This is a genomic window from Leisingera sp. NJS204, from assembly GCF_004123675.1.
Classification (GTDB): domain Bacteria; phylum Pseudomonadota; class Alphaproteobacteria; order Rhodobacterales; family Rhodobacteraceae; genus Leisingera.
Genome location: NZ_CP035417.1, coordinates 319,236 through 337,023 on the forward strand (window position 1 = coordinate 319,236; position 17,788 = coordinate 337,023).

General features: G+C 62.1%; 17 protein-coding genes and 1 riboswitch. Of the genes, 15 read left to right on the plus strand and 2 right to left on the minus strand.

What is annotated here, in order from left to right; translation table 11 throughout:
* The first annotated feature begins 6 nt into the window (after positions 1-6).
* The 4 genes from ETW24_RS01660 (at position 7) to ETW24_RS01675 (ending at position 4,257) form a co-directional block, all read left to right on the plus strand.
* Entirely contained in the window at positions 7-2,052 is a 2,046-nt protein-coding gene (locus ETW24_RS01660; protein WP_129369467.1) for a dynamin family protein, read from the plus strand.
* Positions 2,049-3,008 (plus strand): dynamin family protein, encoded by a 960-nt coding sequence (locus tag ETW24_RS01665; protein WP_129369468.1) that lies wholly within the window; start codon positions 2,049-2,051, stop codon positions 3,006-3,008. Before ETW24_RS01660 ends, ETW24_RS01665 begins: the two co-directional genes overlap by 4 nt.
* 65 nt (positions 3,009-3,073) lie before the next feature.
* Positions 3,074-3,463 (plus strand): hypothetical protein, encoded by a 390-nt coding sequence (locus ETW24_RS01670; RefSeq protein WP_129369469.1) that lies wholly within the window; start codon positions 3,074-3,076, stop codon positions 3,461-3,463.
* The gene (locus tag ETW24_RS01675; protein WP_129369470.1) at positions 3,463-4,257 is read left to right on the plus strand and encodes a hypothetical protein; all 795 of its coding nucleotides are present in this window, start codon (positions 3,463-3,465) and stop codon (positions 4,255-4,257) included. The genes ETW24_RS01670 and ETW24_RS01675 overlap by 1 nt, the downstream gene beginning before the upstream one ends.
* A gap of 26 nt (positions 4,258-4,283) precedes the next feature.
* Here the strand turns inward: ETW24_RS01675 and ETW24_RS01680 are convergent, their stop codons facing one another.
* Positions 4,284-5,462 (minus strand): MFS transporter, encoded by a 1,179-nt coding sequence (locus ETW24_RS01680; RefSeq protein WP_129369471.1) that lies wholly within the window; start codon positions 5,460-5,462, stop codon positions 4,284-4,286.
* 90 nt (positions 5,463-5,552) lie between these two features.
* On the opposite strand from ETW24_RS01680, the gene ETW24_RS01685 reads away from it, so the two are divergent.
* Positions 5,553-6,887, plus strand: a complete 1,335-nt coding sequence (locus ETW24_RS01685; protein WP_129369472.1) for an aminotransferase-like domain-containing protein — start codon at positions 5,553-5,555, stop codon at positions 6,885-6,887.
* A 61-nt stretch (positions 6,888-6,948) separates the two neighbouring features.
* On the opposite strand, the gene ETW24_RS01690 is transcribed toward ETW24_RS01685, so the two are convergent.
* Positions 6,949-7,818, minus strand: coding sequence for a glycosyltransferase family 2 protein (locus ETW24_RS01690; protein ID WP_129369473.1), 870 nt, complete (start codon positions 7,816-7,818; stop codon positions 6,949-6,951).
* A 128-nt stretch (positions 7,819-7,946) separates the two neighbouring features.
* Here ETW24_RS01690 and miaB point away from each other — a divergent pair, with 128 nt between their 5' ends.
* The 10 genes from miaB to trmB all read left to right on the plus strand — a co-directional run bounded on the left by miaB (position 7,947) and on the right by trmB (position 17,697).
* Positions 7,947-9,269 carry a tRNA (N6-isopentenyl adenosine(37)-C2)-methylthiotransferase MiaB gene (gene miaB / locus ETW24_RS01695; RefSeq protein WP_129369474.1) on the plus strand — a complete coding sequence of 441 codons (1,323 nt, stop codon included), beginning with the start codon at positions 7,947-7,949 and terminating at the stop codon, positions 9,267-9,269.
* A gap of 273 nt (positions 9,270-9,542) precedes the next feature.
* Positions 9,543-10,124: an OmpA family protein gene (locus ETW24_RS01700; RefSeq protein WP_129369475.1), complete on the plus strand. Its 582-nt coding sequence runs from the start codon at positions 9,543-9,545 to the stop codon at positions 10,122-10,124.
* 13 nt (positions 10,125-10,137) lie between these two features.
* A complete protein-coding gene (locus tag ETW24_RS01705) occupies positions 10,138-10,443 on the plus strand; it encodes a hypothetical protein (RefSeq protein ID WP_129369476.1) in 306 nt (101 codons plus the stop codon).
* A gap of 141 nt (positions 10,444-10,584) precedes the next feature.
* On the plus strand, positions 10,585-11,595 hold the full coding sequence (locus ETW24_RS01710) for a PhoH family protein (RefSeq protein ID WP_129369477.1): 1,011 nt from the start codon (positions 10,585-10,587) through the stop codon (positions 11,593-11,595).
* A gap of 80 nt (positions 11,596-11,675) precedes the next feature.
* Positions 11,676-12,188: an rRNA maturation RNase YbeY gene (ybeY, locus tag ETW24_RS01715; protein ID WP_129369478.1), complete on the plus strand. Its 513-nt coding sequence runs from the start codon at positions 11,676-11,678 to the stop codon at positions 12,186-12,188.
* Between the two features lie 22 nt (positions 12,189-12,210).
* Positions 12,211-13,110, plus strand: coding sequence for a hemolysin family protein (locus ETW24_RS01720; protein WP_129369479.1), 900 nt, complete (start codon positions 12,211-12,213; stop codon positions 13,108-13,110).
* Entirely contained in the window at positions 13,107-14,606 is a 1,500-nt protein-coding gene (gene lnt / locus ETW24_RS01725; protein ID WP_129369480.1) for an apolipoprotein N-acyltransferase, read from the plus strand. Before ETW24_RS01720 ends, lnt begins: the two co-directional genes overlap by 4 nt.
* Positions 14,607-14,667: 61 nt before the next feature.
* A riboswitch (SAM-SAH riboswitch) is annotated at positions 14,668-14,717 on the plus strand.
* A gap of 6 nt (positions 14,718-14,723) precedes the next feature.
* Positions 14,724-15,905, plus strand: a complete 1,182-nt coding sequence (gene metK / locus ETW24_RS01730; RefSeq protein WP_129369481.1) for a methionine adenosyltransferase — start codon at positions 14,724-14,726, stop codon at positions 15,903-15,905.
* 268 nt (positions 15,906-16,173) lie between these two features.
* Positions 16,174-16,830, plus strand: coding sequence for a hypothetical protein (locus tag ETW24_RS01735; protein WP_129369482.1), 657 nt, complete (start codon positions 16,174-16,176; stop codon positions 16,828-16,830).
* Positions 16,831-16,920: 90 nt separating this feature from the next.
* A complete protein-coding gene (gene trmB, locus ETW24_RS01740; RefSeq protein ID WP_129369483.1) occupies positions 16,921-17,697 on the plus strand; it encodes a tRNA (guanine(46)-N(7))-methyltransferase TrmB in 777 nt (258 codons plus the stop codon).
* Positions 17,698-17,788: the final 91 nt, after the last annotated feature.

The following is a 17,788-nucleotide window of genomic DNA, read 5'->3' on the forward strand; positions in this document are numbered from 1 at the left end:
TCAGCCATGAACATGGAAGCTCAGATCGAGAGTGCCACCGACATCCACGCCTCCGCGCGTCCGACCAATCTGAATGCGGGGCTGGAACCGCTCTTGGAATTCGCCCGCAAAGCGCAGCGGATTGAAACCGCCCTGTCTGCTTTGTCCGCAGTTTCGGGGATGCGCGTCCAGCGCAGCCTGTCGCGGCTGCTGTCGGAGCTCAGCACCTTTGAACCCAGTGTCACGCTGCTGGGACAGGTGAAGTCGGGCAAGACATCCCTGGTCAATGCGATGGCGGGCTGGGCTGACCTGCTGCCGTCGGACGTGAATCCCTGGACCTCGGTTGTCACCTCCTTGCATCTGACACCGGGGGATGCCCGGATTGAGAACAAGGCCTGTTTCCAGTTCATGACCGAGGATGAATGGGACCGGCTGCTGACCAAGGGCGGGCGCATCGGTGAAATGGCGGGCCGTGCCGGCGCCAGCAGCGAGCTGCAAAAAATCCGTACCCAGATAGAAGAGATGCGGGAACGATCGCGCCAGCGGCTGGGCCGTAAATTCGAACTGCTGATGGGGCAGAAACACGAATACGGCTATTTCGATAAGAACCTGATCGAACGCTACATCTGCCTGGGCGACGACTTTGACGAGGAGGAGGGCGGCGCCGGCGAACAGGGGCGCTTTGCCGATATCACCCGCGCGGCCGACCTGTACCTGAATTGCCTAAGCGTGCCCCACCGCCTGTGCCTGCGTGACACGCCTGGCGTCAACGACACCTTCATGATGCGCGAGCAGATCACCATCCAGGCAATCCGCGACAGCCGCCTTTGCGTGGTGGTGCTGTCGGCAGGCCAGGCGCTGACTTCGGTCGACATGGGGCTGATCCGGATGATCTCCAACCTCAAGTCCCGCGAGGTGGTGATCTTCGTCAACCGCATCGACGAACTCGCCGACCCCGCCGCTCAGATCCCCGAGATCGAGGCCAGCATCCGCCAGACGTTGGACACTCATCACGGGCCCGAGGACGCAACCGTCCTTTTCGGCAGCGCCTATTGGGCTAACAAGGTGCTGACCGGCGGGCTGGAGGACATGGACAAGGCAAGTTCCGCTGCGCTGCTCCATTGGGCCGAAGCTTCGGTCAACAGTTCCCATGCGGATCTGTCGGCCCAGAACATGGTTTGGGAGCTGTCCGGGCTGCCTGCGCTGAACCGGGTGGTGGCTGAGCGGATCGTGACCGACCTTGGCACGCCGCTGCTGACCCGCGTTGCCGGCTCTGCCGTTACCGCCGCCACCGGCCAGCAGGCGGCAGATGCGGTCAGAGTGCAGGGCGAGGGCGGCGCGCAGGCCGGTCTTCACGACACCAGCGCCGCGTTTGAGAATATCTGCAAATCCCATCTGGACGCACTGGAGGCCGAGACCGCGCAAATCCTCGACGGATTCCGCGACCGCGCCGACCGGGCTCATGCCACCTTTACAGACCGCGCCACCCACGCGCTGATCGAACACCTGGAGAAATGGGGCGAGGACTGCCACTGGGAATATGATCCCGCCGGGCTGCGGATGCTGTTGCGTTCTGCTTATTCAGTGATGACCAGCCGCCTGCAGGCTGCCGCCCAGGCCCGGTACAAGGCCGCGGTGCAGGACATTGCGGAACTGCTCTATGACGGTTTCGGCGCTGCGGTCGAGGGTATTCAGCTGTCAGTTCCCGAGGTGCCCCCGGCCAGCTCTCCGATTGCGCTGGGGCAGGCCATCGCACTGGATTTCAATGACAGCTGGTGGGCCGCCTGGTGGCGCCGCACCCGCGGCTACCAGGCATTTGCCAAACGTTTCCGCAGCCTGATCGCGGGCGAGACCGAAGATTTCATGACCCAGCTTAAATTCGTGCAGACAGCAAATGCGGGCGCTGCTGTCCTTGCCCGGCTGCAGGGCTTTTTCGACGACCAGCGCGACATCCTGATGGAAATCGCGGACCACAGCCGCCGCGGCGGTGATGTTCAAGGGCTGATCGCCAATGACAGCCGCCGGACACAGGCCGACGACGCCTTGCAAACGCTCAGGAGCTTCACCGAATGACACAGGAATCCGCCATGCACACTCCCGTCTTCCCGGCTGCTGTACCACAGCGCAAGCCACGCCTGGCACTGATGGGCGAGTTCAGCGCCGGCAAAAGCACCCTGACCAACCTGCTTGTGGGGCGTCAGCCGCTGCCCACCCGCGTGACCGCCACCCGGTTGCCGCCGGTCTGGATATCGCACGGACCCGAGGCGGCCAGCATCACCGGCATCGATGGCGGCGAAACTCCGCTGCTGCTCGGCGACCTCGCCAATGTGCCGATGGACACCACTGCGCTGATCCGCCTGACCCTCCCGGCAGAGGCGTTGGAGCTGTGCGATCTTATTGATATGCCGGGCATTTCGGACCCCAACATGCCGTCCAGTGTCTGGCAAAACCTGCTGCCCGAGGTAGACGGCATTATCTGGTGCACCCATGCCACCCAGGCCTGGCGTCAGTCCGAAGCCGCCGTGTGGGAGGAGATTTCACACCGCTTTGAAGGCCCGAGTACATTGCTGATCACGCATTTCGACAAGCTGCGAAACAGCCGTGATCAGGACCGTGTGGTCCGGCGTGTCAGGAAGGAAACCGGCGATGCCTTCGGCGCAATCTTTCCGCTGTCGCTAAGCCAAGCGCTGGCCGCGGGCGAGGATATGGAAGTTTGGAAGACCAGCGGCGCTGACAGTTTCATTGAATTTCTGGTGGATATGCTGGTGACTTGGGCACAGCCAAACCGCGTTGCGCCTGCACAATCCAACCCTGCGGCTTCTGCAGCAAATCCGCAAACGGAGCAGCCTTTAGGGGCTGACGTGCTGGATTTTGGCGGCAGACGCGAGAGCGGTGAACAGCCGCAATTGCAAGAAAGCCCTGCCTGCGCGGAAGCCGGCGACCGTGTGACACCGCGCCGGGTCACCCCGGTCAAGCGCAGCAAGCGGCCGGCCCGGTCCCGGCCCGAAACCCATCCTACTGGTGAATAGCACATGATACCCAAACGTCCCGCAGCAGAATGCACAGCGGCCCTTGCCGGGAACGGGAGGATTCTGTGACGCTTTCCCTGCAGCTTGATACGCTGCGTCAGACCGCCAAGGGCTGCCGTTTGGCCGCCTTTGGTGATCTCGGCGCCAGCATTGTCCTGCGCAGCAGCAGCGCCGCCAGCCATCCGCAGGAATATCTTGACGGCCTCTGCCAGCAGGCCCGGCTGGGGTTCTTGCTGCTTGATGCCGCTTTGGCAGCCGGAGATCCGCAATCCGCTGCGCCGGCCGATGATGTCCTGATTCTGACCCCGGGCGAAGCACGCGTTTTCATCCGCGCCGCAGATGGTTCGGGTGATGCGGTGTTGTGTGTCTGCTCCGATGCGGCAAGCGCTGGGCGGCTTGCTGCCCCGGCGCGGAGCCTGCTGGCAGCAGTGGCAGCAGTGGCCGGGGGGGCATGATGGCAGACGCGGCTGCTTATCTCCTGCCGCATCCGGCCGGAGCAGCCGGCGCGCTGCAGCAGGCATTGAACCGGCTGGCCGAAACACCAACCGCAATTCGTGCAGGCATGCAGCAGGCTGCTGCCGGGCAGGAACCGCTCGCCGTTGCTGTGCTGCGCGAAATCAGCGAAACCGTATTGCCCCGGGAACTGACCATCTGTGTCGGCCAGCAGCCCGCCGCGGTGCTCACCGTTGCGCAACGCAGGCTTACGGGGTTGACCCTGGGTCGCTCCGCAGGTCCCGCGGACGGGGCAGAGGATCCAGACACAGCAGCCCGGATATTTGCCGCGCGGCTGCGCACATTGGATGCCGTTGCCGATGACGCAGGCTTCACAATCAAACGCCGTCCTTGCAAGGCAACCGAAGGTGTTGGCAGCTGTACTGCCAAGATGCTGAGCGACGCCATGGGCGCAGCCGAAAGCAGCAGCCCGCTGGACCGGTTCCACGCTCGCGCTACCCCTCAGGCAGAGGCTTGGATTTCATGCGGGCGGGGTGGGAATCTGTCCGGCAGCGGTGGGCCGGAGGAGCTGCTTTGCCAGTTGGAGGCAGTGCGTACCGTCCTCGCGGCCCAGGGTGCTTGCCCCTCCACGGCCAGAATGCCTGCGTCCAAGCCGGAATGCCTGCTGCTGCCGGTCTCACCTCAGAGGCGCATCATCGTGGTCTCAGCCTGCGGCGAACAGCTGCTTTTGGCCCTGCGTGCCGGCGCGGCAGATGCGATGCTGCGTGTGTGGACGGAAATTTTTCCCGGCTCTTGATCCGTGCTTGCAGAAATCCGCCCGCATCAAACAATGCCCAAACCCTGTTCCGCTCCTGACCGGTCCGGATGCAAGCTTTTCCTCCAGAACAGGACGATAACCCCCGTAGCGGATATCTGCGCGGCGGCAAAAAGGGCCATTGCAACCAGCAGCCCAAAGGTGTCGGCCAGCGCGCCGCTGGCAATGACCGGCAGCGAAAACCCGCAATAGGCATAGACAAACAGGCCCGCCGTTGCCCGCGCCCTGTCATCAGGTGCGCGCAGCGACACCTCTGCCAGGGAGGCAAGATAGGTAAAGCCATAGCTTGCCGCGCTGGTGATGCAGGTTCCGGCAAGGACCAGCACCAGTGATGTCAGCCAGACGCCGGCCAGGAGCACGAGAAAGCCCAGCGGGATCAGCACAAACCCGAGTGCCAATGCCCGGCCGTTGGACATGCGCCGGGCGATTGGCTGGCAGAGAAACCCTGCGAAGATCGCCAGAAAAATGACAAGCCCGGTCCATCCGCCAAGCCCATTGGCGGCCAATTGCAACGGCACGACGGCAATGGTCATGCCAGTTGTCGACCAGGCCAGCGCCATTGCCGCACCGAACACCCAGGTGCCGGACGGAAAGACCGGCAGCCGCAGCGGTGTGACGGGTTTCGGACTGTCCGCCTTGGGCAGGGCCAAGGCGGCTGCGGCCAGAACCGGCGCTGCTGCAAGAAGCGCAAGATAGCTGAACGGCAGGAATGTCGGCCCTTGCAGGCCAAGGCTAAGCCCGGTTGCCAGAGCGCCGCCGCCGAAGCCAAGCGACGTTGCCGATGTCACAATCAAGGCCGCGGTGCGTGCCCGGGTGGCGCCAAGGATTTCGGCCATATACGCAGTGCCTGCAGTGGTCGCCAACCCGGTCCCGATACCCAGCAAAACCCGCGCCGTGACCAGGCTTGCCCAGTTTGGGAATTGTACCAGCACCGCTGTCGCAACCGCGCCAAGGACCAGGGCCAGAGCAAGAGGGATACGCCGCCCGGTCCGGTCTGACAGCCCGCCAAGCAGCAGCAGCGTTGGCATCAGGCCACCTGCATAGGCGGCGAAGGCAATTGTAACAGCAGTGGCACCGGCAGTGTTCTGCGCGGCGTAGGCGTCATACAGCGGCGCCTGCAGGTTAACGGCAAAGGTCACAGCGAACAGAATCACGGCAAGCAAAGCAGCAGACATAAATCGGAGCATTGGGCGGGCCTCGCAGGTTGACTTGCCTCCGCAATGCCATGAAGTTTCGACGTATGACAATTTTTCTATTGTCCTAATGACAGTGAGCAGATGAAGAAAGCCAGATATATCCGCCTTGCCGATATGCTCGCCAATGCGATCCGCGAGGGCAAACTGGCGCCGGGCTCCAGACTGCCGACACACCGGGCCTTTGCGGAGAAATCCGGCGTCGCGCTGGCGACTGCAACCCGTGTCTACAAGGAACTGGAGCGCAGGGGGCTTGTCAGCGGCGAGGCCGGGCGCGGCACCTTTGTGCGTGATCCTGGCCTGCCCATGACACTGGGGGTGCATCAGACCGCGGCTGAGGGGATCACGGATCTGGTGTTCAATATGCCAGGCGGACCCGCGGACGCAGACATTTTGCGGGCCGGATTGCGGCGGCTGGCGGCGGCGGGCGATTTGGATGCGATGCTGCGCTATCAGCCCCACGGCGGCCGCATGCACGAACGCCGGATCATCGCCGAAAGCCTCGGACGGTCTTTGGGCCGGATTGACCCCGAACACTTGCTGGTCACCTCAGGCAGCCAGCACGGGCTGGCGATCACGTGTCTGGGCCTGTTTCAGCCCGGCGATGTGATCGCTGCTGATGCGCTTACATATCCAGGGTTCAAATCGGCTGCCGCATTGAATGGTCTGGAACTTGCCCCGGTCGGGACGCAGCAGGGTGTCATGGACCCGGATGATCTGGACCGGCAATGCCGCATGCGGAACATAACTGCTGTCTATCTGATGCCGACGGTCCAAAGCCCGCTGGGAACCGTCATGGATGAAACAGTCCGGCTGCACATGCTTGACGTGGCGCAGCGGCACAACCTCCTTATCATTGAGGACGCGGCCTATGCGTTTTTGGAACCGGATCCGCCGCCCGCTTTCCTGTCGCTGGCACCGGACCGGACGGTGCATATCGGCGGTTTTTCCAAAAGCCTCGCAACCGGTTTGCGGTTGGGATATGCGGTCGCGCCTGCAAACCGCACTGCAGCGCTGCTGGAAGCGATCCGCGCGACGACCTGGAACGCGCCCGCATTGATTTCCGCATTGATCACAGGCTGGATCGAAGACGGGACGCTGAAAAACTCAGAGAAAGCCCGCAGGCAGGATGGCGCCGCGCGCCAATCGGTATGCCGGGAGGTCTTTGGCGAGGCTTCGGTCATTTCGCATCGAAACGCGGGGTTTGCCTGGCTGCCGCTTGAAAAAGGTGCCCGTGCGCAACCTATCGTGACGCGATTGAACGGCCAGGGGGTCTCGGTATCCGGCGCAGACGCTTTTGCAACAGCTGCCGCAGCTCCGCAGGCCCTGAGGCTGGCGTTTGGCGGTTTGCCGATGGCAGAGCTGCGCGGCACACTGGAGACGGTGCGCCAAGCGGTTCAAGCTGAGAGGGCAGGCTAGGGCGGGCATCCCAAAATGCGGCCCGCTGGTCATGTGTTTCTTCAGCCGTTGCCGGCTGGGTTCAGAACCACTGCCCCGGCTCCATCAGCCCCAAATCCAATAGTTGGCGCGAATGCCATTCAAACGGCGCGGAGTTGTGCCACCGGAAGGTTTCAATATCGAAGGTGGAGCCGGGATTGCGTTTCAGCGCCTTGGCGGTGCGGAAAGAACAGACCGCAGCAGTCAGGTTATGATGCCAGGGGCAGGCATAGGTGTTGTATTCCTGATCGTTGAAAGTGTGGTCCTGCTGCAGCACCAGTCCCGGTTTGGCCTTGAACAGTGATATCCGGTCGATTTTACGGCTTTTCTCCGGGATATGCTCTTCGAACCGCCAGCGCACCCCGCCAAAGAAATCCAGCTGCCGTTCGCGCGGATGGCCGGTTTCTGGGTCCTTGCGCGACTGGGCATAGTAACCGGATTTGTCGAGATAGGCCGCCTCCAGCGAGACAGCGCCGGGGCAGGCCTCCAGATCGCCGGCATAAAGGTCGATCACATAGCTGAGCACCGCATCCCGCCGCTCTTCGGTGTGGAAGGTCAGCATTTCGCCAACGCTGCGCGTCTCGCAGAACGGGTAGAACAGATATTCGGCATTGTAGCAGTAATAAAGCCAGCAACCGGGTTGCGCGGCAGCGATCATCGCATTGACGGCCCCTGTCAGCGCACCTTCAGGGGCGCAGTCAAACGGCACCCGGTGCACCTTGGCGCGTACATCCTGCGGCAAGTCAAAGGCATCCGGCATCAGGGCCACAACCGCTTTGAAACCGCTTTGCAGGTGGTGGCGCAGCGTGGTGGCGATTTCCACCTCATCCTCGACAAAGACCAGCGCAACCGGTCCTTTGGCCAGCAACGCCTTGCCCTCTTTCAGGAAATCCTGCAGCGAAGAATACATCATGCCTGTCTGCCTTTTGCCTTTCTGGCCATTGCGGCCAAAATCGGGTAAATCCCGCCTCATTGCAAGCGGCGGCATTTGTCTGTAAGGCAGGCCGCTGTTTACCCACCTTGGCTGGAAGGCTGACCCGCATGAGCGCCCCGAAGAAGCTGTTTATCAAGACCTATGGCTGTCAGATGAATGTCTATGACAGCGAACGCATGGCCGAAGCGCTGGGCGGTGAAGGCTATATCGAGACCAAATCGGCAGATGACGCCGACATGATCCTGCTCAATACCTGCCACATCCGGGAAAAGGCCGCCGAGAAAGTCTATTCCGAGCTGGGCCGTTTTAAAGGGCTGAAGGCAGAGAAGCCGGATCTGAAGATCGGTGTCGCCGGCTGTGTAGCCCAGGCCGAGGGCGAAGAGATCATGCGCCGCCAGCCGCTGGTGGATCTGGTGGTCGGCCCGCAAAGCTATCACCGTCTGCCCGAAATGGAAGCCAAGACGCGCGAAGGGGAAAAGGTGCTGGACACCGATTTCCCCGAGGAAGACAAGTTCGAAAAGCTCAAGAACCGCCCCAAGGCCAAGCGCGGCCCCACCGCGTTTCTGACGGTGCAGGAAGGCTGCGACAAATTCTGTGCCTTCTGCGTGGTGCCCTATACCCGCGGCGCCGAAGTTTCGCGTCCCGCGGACCGCATCCTGACCGAAGCCCGCGATCTGGTGGAGCGCGGCGTGCGCGAAATCACCCTGCTGGGCCAGAATGTGAATGCCTACCATGGTGCCGGCCACAATGGCGACCTGACCCTGGCGCAGCTGATCTGGGAGTTGGACAAGGTCGACGGGCTGGAGCGTATCCGCTTCACCACGTCGCATCCCAACGACATGCAGGACGACCTGATCGAGGCGCATGGCACCTGCGCCAAGCTGATGCCTTATCTGCATCTGCCGGTGCAGGCGGGATCGGACAAGATCCTGAAGCGGATGAACCGCGCCCACACCGCCGAAAGCTACCTCCGCCTGATTGAGCGCATCCGCGCCGCGCGGCCCGACATCCTGATCTCCGGCGACTTCATCGTCGGTTTCCCGGAAGAGACCGAGGACGATTTCCAGGCCACCATGGACCTGGTGGAAGAAGTGAAATACGGCACTGCCTATTCTTTCAAATACTCGACCCGCCCCGGCACCCCTGCAGCCGAACGCGCCCAGGTCGATCCGGCCGCGGCGGATGACCGTTTGCAGCGCCTGCAGGCCCTGCTGACCCGGCAGCAGCGCGAGGTGCAGGACAGCATGGTGGGCCGCGAGGTGGGTGTTCTGTTTGAGAAGCCGGGCCGCCGGCCGGGCCAGATGGTCGGTAAATCCGACTACCTCCACGCCGTCCATGTCGCTGATTGCAACCGCGCGCCGGGGGACCTGGCCCGGGTGCGCATCATTTCCTCTGGTGCAAATTCCCTGGCCGGGGAGTTGATCGGCTAAAACTCCCGCCACAGCGCGAATCTTCCCAGCCGCTTTTAACAGAGCGGCTCAATTTCCGTTTATTCTGAATGCGCATGTGAGTCCCGATTGCATCGGTTCCGGCGACAATTTCCTTTTGATGCTTTGAGTGTCCCGGAAAATGCGATTAATCTGCGCGGAATAACAATTAATTTAGCAGGTATACTGCATCAATTTCAGGTAGTTTGACTCTTATGGCCTGAGCGGTGGGCACGTAAGCGGCAAGCGCGCTGGGGGAACTTAGGTGAAGGAAATCTGGTTGTGTTGATACTCAAATTTAATAAGGCGGTTGCATTGGCCGCCGCTGCTGCGGCCGCGCTCAGCATCGCTGCCGCGCCTGCCAGCGCGCAAACTCAGCGGACCATCAAGGGCGAACGTTATGTGCCCACCATCTGGGTTGACCCGGACGGCTGCGAACACTGGGTGATGGATGACGGTGCCGAAGGCTTCATGTCCCCGCATGTGACCCCGGATGGCAAGCCGGTCTGCCGCCGCGGCAACATTTGCGGCGTGATGCCGACAGATCAGTTTTTTGCCACAGACAAACACTACATCAATGCCGCAGGCCGCAAGCGCCTGGGGGAATTTTTCCAGCAGGCGAAATCCAATGGCGCCCGCGCCTTTATCGTGGCAGGCCATACCGACAGCCGGGCCTCGGATGAATACAATATCCGCCTGTCCGAGCGCCGCGCCCATGCCGTGGCTCAGGCGGGCCGTTCGGTGGGTGCGCGGATCAATGATGTGCGCGCTTACGGTGAACGCGATCCGCGGGTGCCTAACACCAGTGCCGGAAATATGGCGCAAAACCGCCGTGTCGAAATCTATTGCCTGCGCTGAGGAGACAAAACCCATGCTGATGCGTAAAACACTTCTGCTCCTCGCCGCCGCGGCCCTGGTCCCGGCCTGTTCCGAAACCCTGGACAAAACCCGTGACCAGCATGCCGGCGATGGCTCCTCCAGCCATCTGTCGAACATGACCGCGGGCATCTGGGTCGACCCGCAGGGCTGCGAACACTGGATCATCGACGACGGTCTCGAAGGCTACGCCGACCTGCGCCGCACACCCGACGGCAAGCCGGTCTGCAACAGCAACCTGCCGCGCAACACTGCCACCGGCCCGTTCAAGGCAGGTTCAACTTTTGCCGACGCGCTGTAATACGGAAAGAACGGCACGCTAAGAAGCCGCCCTCCGGGGCGGCTCATTTGTTTCAATTGAGTGATTTTCCGCTGCTGATGCTTGCGCAAACGGGACAACGGCGGCAAACTGAAAGGGCAACGCCAGATTGAGGAGATCAGCTTGGCCATCAGTGCCCTGAATGACGCGCAAGACCAGTCCGCAACCCATGAAGTGCTTCTGGAATTTCCCGACAACCGATTGCTGATCGACCTGTGCGGCGAATACGACCGCAACTTGGCTGACATCGAACAGAAACTGGGCGTGCAGATCGTCCGCCGCGGCAACCAGCTATCGGTGATGGGCGAGGAGTCGGCACGCGGACAGGCGGCAGGCGTGCTCACCGCGCTTTATGACCGGCTGGAAACCGGCCGCAGCGTCGAAAGCGGCGATATCGACCGCGAATTGCGCATGGGGCAAGAGACTGCGGATGCCGAACCGGACGGCCAATTGCAAATGTTCCGCGGCGGCCGGGTGGAAATCAAAACCCGCAAAAAACTGGTGGAACCTCGCACCGAAGCTCAGAAGGCCTATGTGCATTCGCTGTTCGAAAGTGAACTGGCCTTCGGGATCGGCCCGGCAGGCACGGGCAAGACCTATCTCGCCGTTGCAGTGGGTGTTTCCATGTTCATCACCGGCCATGTGGACCGCATCATCCTCAGCCGCCCGGCGGTGGAGGCGGGCGAAAAGCTCGGCTACCTGCCCGGCGACATGAAGGACAAGGTCGATCCTTACATGCAGCCCTTGTACGATGCGCTGAACGATTTCCTGCCGGAAAAACAGGCGGCCAAACTGATCGAGGAAAAACGCATCGAAATCGCGCCGCTTGCTTTCATGCGCGGGCGGACGCTGTCCAATGCCTTTGTGGTGCTGGATGAGGCGCAGAATGCGACCACCATGCAGATGAAGATGTTCCTGACCCGCCTGGGCGAAGGCTCGCGCATGGTGATCACCGGCGACCGCTCCCAGGTCGATCTGCCGCGCGGCGTGCAATCGGGTCTGGCAGACGCGGAACGGCTGCTGAACGCGATCCCGAGAATCAGCTTCAATTACTTCACTGCCCGCGACGTGGTGCGGCACCCCCTTGTGGCGGCGATCATCGAAGCCTATGACGCGGATGCTAAACCGGCCTGATGCAAAGGCTCTGCCGGGTTTCACCTTTGTAAAAATACTCCGGGGGTGCGGGGGCTGGCCCCCGTATGTGCAACGGCTCCATGACGCTCGACATCACGATCGAAGACAGCCGCTGGCAAGAGGCCGGGCTTGAAGCACTGGCTGAACAGGCTGTCTCAGCGGTTCTGGCGCATTTTGCGTTGGACCCGGAGGATTGCGAAATCTCGCTTCTGGCCTGTGATGACCCGCGCATTGCGGATCTCAACGCCGAATTCCGCGAAAAGGCCAAGCCGACAAATGTGCTGAGCTGGCCCGCCGAAGACCTTGCCGCGGAAGAAGACGGCGGCACCCCGGCGCTGCCCGAGGCGGATTTCACCGGCGAATACCCGCTGGGCGACATTGCGGTTTCTTATGACACTTGCGCCCGTGAAGCGGCGGAAGCAGGCAAGCCGCTGGGCGATCATACCAGCCATTTGATCGTTCACGGAATGTTGCATCTTTTCGGTTATGATCACATTCGTGACCGCGATGCCGCATTGATGGAAGGGATTGAGGTGCTGCTACTTGGCAAAATGGGTATCGCGAACCCATATATGAGTGAGGACGCCCCTTAAGCGGGGCCTTTGGATAGGATCGATGGGCGACATAGAAGGCAGTTCTAACGCGGCGCAGGGCGCGCTGCAGAACATCAATGGCACGGCAGCGGATGCGCCGGCCTCTGGGAAAACCGGTTTCTGGGCACGGCTCTTCGGGGCCTTCAGCGCAGAGCCGCAGTCCGAAGAAGACAGTGGCCGCGAACAGCCCGTTTCCGGCACGGAACCGCGCGGCATGATGAACCTGCGCCGGCTGCGGGTTGAGGATGTCGCTATTCCATCTGCAGAAATCGCTGCCGTGCCGGTTTCCATCGCCAAGGAAGACCTTGTCGGCATTTTCCGCGAAAGCGGCTTTACCCGGATCCCGGTGTATGAGGGCACGCTGGACACGCCGCTGGGTTTTGTCCACCTCAAGGATTTCTCGCTGACCCACGGCTTCAACGGCGGCACCTCGGACTTCGAGCTGTCCCAAATGCTGCGTCCGCTGCTGTTTGTGCCGCCTTCGATGCCGATCGGGGTGCTGCTGACCAAGATGCAGGCCGAGCGCCGCCATATGGCGCTGGTGATCGACGAATACGGCGGTGTGGACGGGCTTGTCACCATCGAGGATTTGATCGAGCAGGTGGTGGGCGAGATCGAGGACGAGCACGACGCGGATGAACTGCAGACCTGGTTCGAGGAAAAGCCCGGATGCTACATCGCGCTTGCCCGGACTCCGCTGCCGGAATTCGAGACTGAGATCGGCCAGTCTCTGACCAGCCACGATGACGTGGACGAGGAGGAGATCGAGACCCTGGGCGGGCTGGTCTTCATGCTCTCGGGCCGGGTGCCAGCCCGCGGCGAGGTGATCGAACACCCCGAAGGCACTGAATTTGAAGTGATGGACGCCGATCCCCGCCGGATCAAGCGGCTGCGGGTGCGGTTGCCGGACGCCGCTGCATGACAACAATCCGGCTGCGGCAGGCCGTGCGGGAGCTCCGCCCGGCCCGGGCCGGGCTGGCCTTTGGCGGCGGCGCGCTGGCGTCTCTGGCACTTGCCCCCTGGAGCTTTTTGTTCGGACTGCCGCTTGCCTTGGGTGCCGCAGGCTGGCTGGTTCTGCAGGCCGCCACGGCGCGCGCGGCGATGCTGGCCGGCTGGCTGTTCGGGCTGGGGTATTTTGCCTTTGGCCTGTCCTGGATCCTGGAACCCTTTCAGATTGATCCGGAACGCCATGCCTGGATGGCGCCTTTTGCGCTGGTATTCCTGGCGGGCGGGCTTGCCTTGTTCTGGGGGGCTGCATTTGGACTGGCCGTCCGGTTCAGCGCCGGCGCCTGGCGGATCCCGATGCTGGTGGCAGCTTGGTCCCTAGTGGAAATTGGCCGCGCTTATCTGCTGACCGGCTTTCCTTGGGCGGCTTTCGGACAGTTCTGGATTGATACGCCTGCCGCAAACCTGCTGCCATGGATCGGCCCGCAGGGGCTGGCGCTGCTGACGCTTGCGGCCTTCCTGCCGCTGACCTTGCTGCGGCAGGCCCCGGCGGCGGCCTTGGCGCCATTGGGACTGGCGGCAGCCGCTGCCTTTGCCGTTCCCGCTCCGCCGCAGGCAAATCCAACAGGCAAGACCGTGCGAATCGTTCAGCCCGACGCACCGCAGGATTTGAAGTGGCATCCGGATCACCGCTGGGAATTCGTCCGCCGCGCTGTTGCCTTTTCTGCCGAAGCGCCGCGTCCGGATCTGATTGTCTGGCCGGAAACCGCGGTGCCGCAGCTGCTGAATTATGCGGATGACACCCTGCGGGTCATTTCCGAAAACGCCGGCGGGGTTCCGGTACTTCTGGGCATCCAGCGGGAGGAGGCCGGCGCCTTTTACAATTCTGCGGTGCTGCTGGACACGGATGGCCAACCCGCTGCCGCCTATGACAAGGCGCATCTGGTGCCGTTCGGGGAATATGTGCCCTTTGGCGACGTCATGGCCCGGTTCGGGATCTATGGCTTTGCGTCGCGGGCAGGTGCGGGCTATGCCGCCGGGCCTGGCCCCCATGTCATGGATCTGCCAATTGGCCGCGCCTTGCCGCTGATTTGCTACGAGGCTGTTTTCCCACAGGATGTGAATGCCGCAGAGACCCGCCCTGACATGCTGGTGCAGGTCACCAATGACGCTTGGTTCGGCACCCGGTCCGGCCCGTACCAGCACCTGGTGCAGGCCAGGATGCGGGCCATCGAGCAAGGCCTGCCAATGATCCGGGCTGCAAATACCGGTGTGTCTGCAATGATCGGTGCGGACGGAACCCTGCTGAACAGCCTGCCGCTGGGTGAAGCGGGTTTTATTGACGCGGCGCTGCCTGCGCCGCTGCCGCCGACGCTCTACAGCCGCACCGGGGATTGGCCGGTGTTCCTGCTGTGCCTGTTGGCTGCAGCCGCGGTTTTTTTGCGCTCCCGCGCCCTTGTGCCGCGGTCATAGCTGCTTAACTCTATTGGAATATAGATTGACCCGCGCGGATGGGCCGCGTACTGCGGCTTGATACCTGCCACAACGGCTTCCTGGCGTGGCAAGGATGGAACCAGTGGAGCACTTTTCATGACCCGTATGAACTACACTTTCACTTCGGAATCTGTCTCCGAAGGCCACCCGGACAAGGTCTGCGACCGCATTTCAGATGCGGTGCTGGATGCTTTCCTGGCGGAAGAACCCGAAGCACGCGTGGCAGCTGAGACTTTCGCCACCACAAACCGTGTTGTCATCGGGGGCGAAGTCGGCCTGTCCGATCAGGATAAGCTGCACGACTACATGGGCAAGATCGATGAGATCACCCGTGCCTGCATCAGGGACATCGGCTACGAGCAGGACAAATTCCACCACGAAACCGTGGAAGTGACCAACCTGCTGCACGAGCAGTCTGCCCATATCGCCCAAGGCGTGGATGCGTCCGGCGACAAGGACGAAGGCGCCGGCGACCAGGGTATTATGTTTGGTTTTGCCACCAATGAAACCGATGCGCTGATGCCTGCGCCGATCCAGTACTCCCACGCGATCCTGCGCCGCTTGGCGGAAGTGCGCAAAAACGGCACTGAGCCTGCGCTGGGCCCGGATGCGAAATCGCAGCTGTCGGTGGTATACGATGGCGGCAAGCCGGTGGGCGTCAGCTCTCTGGTGCTGTCGACCCAGCATCTGGACGAGAGCCTGACCTCGGCTGACATCCGCGCCTTGGTGGAACCCTACATCCGTGAAACCCTGCCCGAAGGCTGGCTGACGGACGCGACCAAATGGCACGTGAACCCGACCGGCAAATTTGTGATCGGCGGCCCGGATGGCGATGCAGGCCTTACCGGCCGTAAAATCATCGTGGACACCTATGGCGGTGCGGCCCCGCATGGCGGTGGCGCGTTTTCCGGCAAGGATCCGACCAAGGTGGACCGCTCGGCAGCCTATGCCGCGCGCTATCTGGCCAAAAACGTGGTGGCTGCGGGCATCGCGGAGAAATGCACCATTCAGCTGTCTTATGCCATTGGCGTGTCCAAGCCGTTGTCGATTTATGCAGACACCCATGGCACCGGTGAAGTGGACGCCGCAGCGATTGAAAAGGCGATCGACCAGGTGATGGATCTGACCCCGCGCGGCATCCGTTCGCATCTGGGCCTGAATAAGCCGATTTATCAGCGCACCGCTGCCTATGGCCATTTCGGCCGCGACCCGGAAGCCGATGGCGGTTTCAGCTGGGAGCGCACTGACCTGGCCGGGGCGCTGAAGAAAGCAGTCTGACACCGGGCTGATCGAAACAAGAGAGCGGGCCGCAGGGGCCGCTCTTTTTCGTTTGGGTGATGCTCCCGCCCGTTTCGGCGCATTCTGGGAATGCGCCTCTCCCGTTGGGCCGGGCGCCGCGCTGCGGCGCGGCGGACCGGTCAGCAATGCTGACCGGGTGTTTCGCGCGCGAAGTATTGAGGCAGAAGAGCGGGCGTTTTGAGGCTGGAAGACACCGCTCTGCTGCACCATAGTGCAAGGAAGACTGTTTCCAGCTGCCGGGACCGCGATGCTGCGCGTGATAACTGTACTTTTCTGCCTGGTTCTGGCGTCTGCCGCGGCCGCTAAAGAGGCATTGCCGCAAAAGTTCAGCCTGCAAGGCGGAACGCTGGTTTATGACACCGAAACAGAGGTGGAAGGAAAACCGGCAGAAATAACCGATGACGATGTCTTAGAGCTGCGGGATATCCTGACGAAAAACCCGGAAATCTCGGAGCTGCAGCTCAACAGCATTGGCGGAAGTGTCTATGCCGGGGAAGAGATTGCCGGGCTGGTGCTGGAACACGGGCTGGACACTTTGGTTGATGGCACCTGCATCAGTGCCTGCGTCGATGTCTTTCTGGCCGGCAGCCGGCGGCGGATGACAATCGGGTCCAGCATCGGTTTTCATCAGCGCAACTGGCCTGCTGATGCTGTGCATAAATACTATCGCAGCGAACGCAAAAAACGCCGCTGGGCAACTCCGTATGATTTAGGGTCCTGGATATACGAGGATACTCAGCGCGAGGTTTATGACCATCTCAGCTATATGGTGGCGCGCGGTGTCGATCCAGGCTTTGCGATTGAGACGCTGCGCACGGACCCGGATGGCGAATGGTATCCCAGCCGATTGCGGTTGATTGCAGCGGGCGTTCTGCGCGAGGTCCGGCAGGGGCAAACCCGCTAGCCGGCTTGACACAGGCTTGACCACGAGGCCCGCATGCGGCAGAGGAGCGGCCAGCCTTTCAAAAGACGCCCTGAACAGGAGCCCAGACGTATGTCCGGCGACCAGAAGCCCCGCGACGACCAGACCAAGAATGCCCGGACCGCTGTTGCCAATGCGGCCGATAAACATGCCAGCGGCGCGCCTTGGCGCAACTTTTACGGCCGCTTCAAGGGCAAGACCCTGAAAGACAGCCAGAAGCGCTATCTTGACGAAGATCTGGCCAGCCTCAGCCCCGGTGCGGTCGATTGGGATGTGAACCCGGACCGCACCCCGCTGGACCTGAACGCGCTGTTCGGTGGCAAAGAAGTCTGGCTTGAGATCGGCTTTGGCGGCGGTGAGCATCTGGTGCATCAGGCTGCCAGCAACCCCGATGTCGGTATCATCGGGGCCGAACCGTTTATCAACGGCGTTGCCATGCTGCTGGGCAAGATCCGCAAAGCCGGTGCCGGCAATATCGCGGTGCATCCCGGCGATGCGCGCGATCTGATGGATGTGCTGCCCGAGGCCTCCATTTCACGCGCCTTTCTGCTGTATCCCGATCCCTGGCCCAAGGCCCGCCACCACCGCCGCCGCTTTGTGACCCAAGAGCATCTTGAGCCGCTGGCCCGCTGCCTGAAGCCCGGTGCGATTTTCCGGGTGGCAACCGATATTCCCGACTATGTGCGCCAGACCCTGGAAGAGGTGCCAAAGGCCGGTTTCGAATGGCTGGCCGATGGCCCGTCTGATTGGCGCCAGTCATGGGACGACTGGATTTCCACCCGTTATGAGCAAAAAGCCCTGCGCGAAGGCCGCACGCCGCATTATCTGACCTTCCGCCGCCTTGGCTAGGGCAGCGGAGGGGCGGCGGGCAAAGGCTCTGGACCGTCCAGCGCCAATCCGTTACCGATAGCGCCAACGTAAGTAAGTACCGACAGACGAA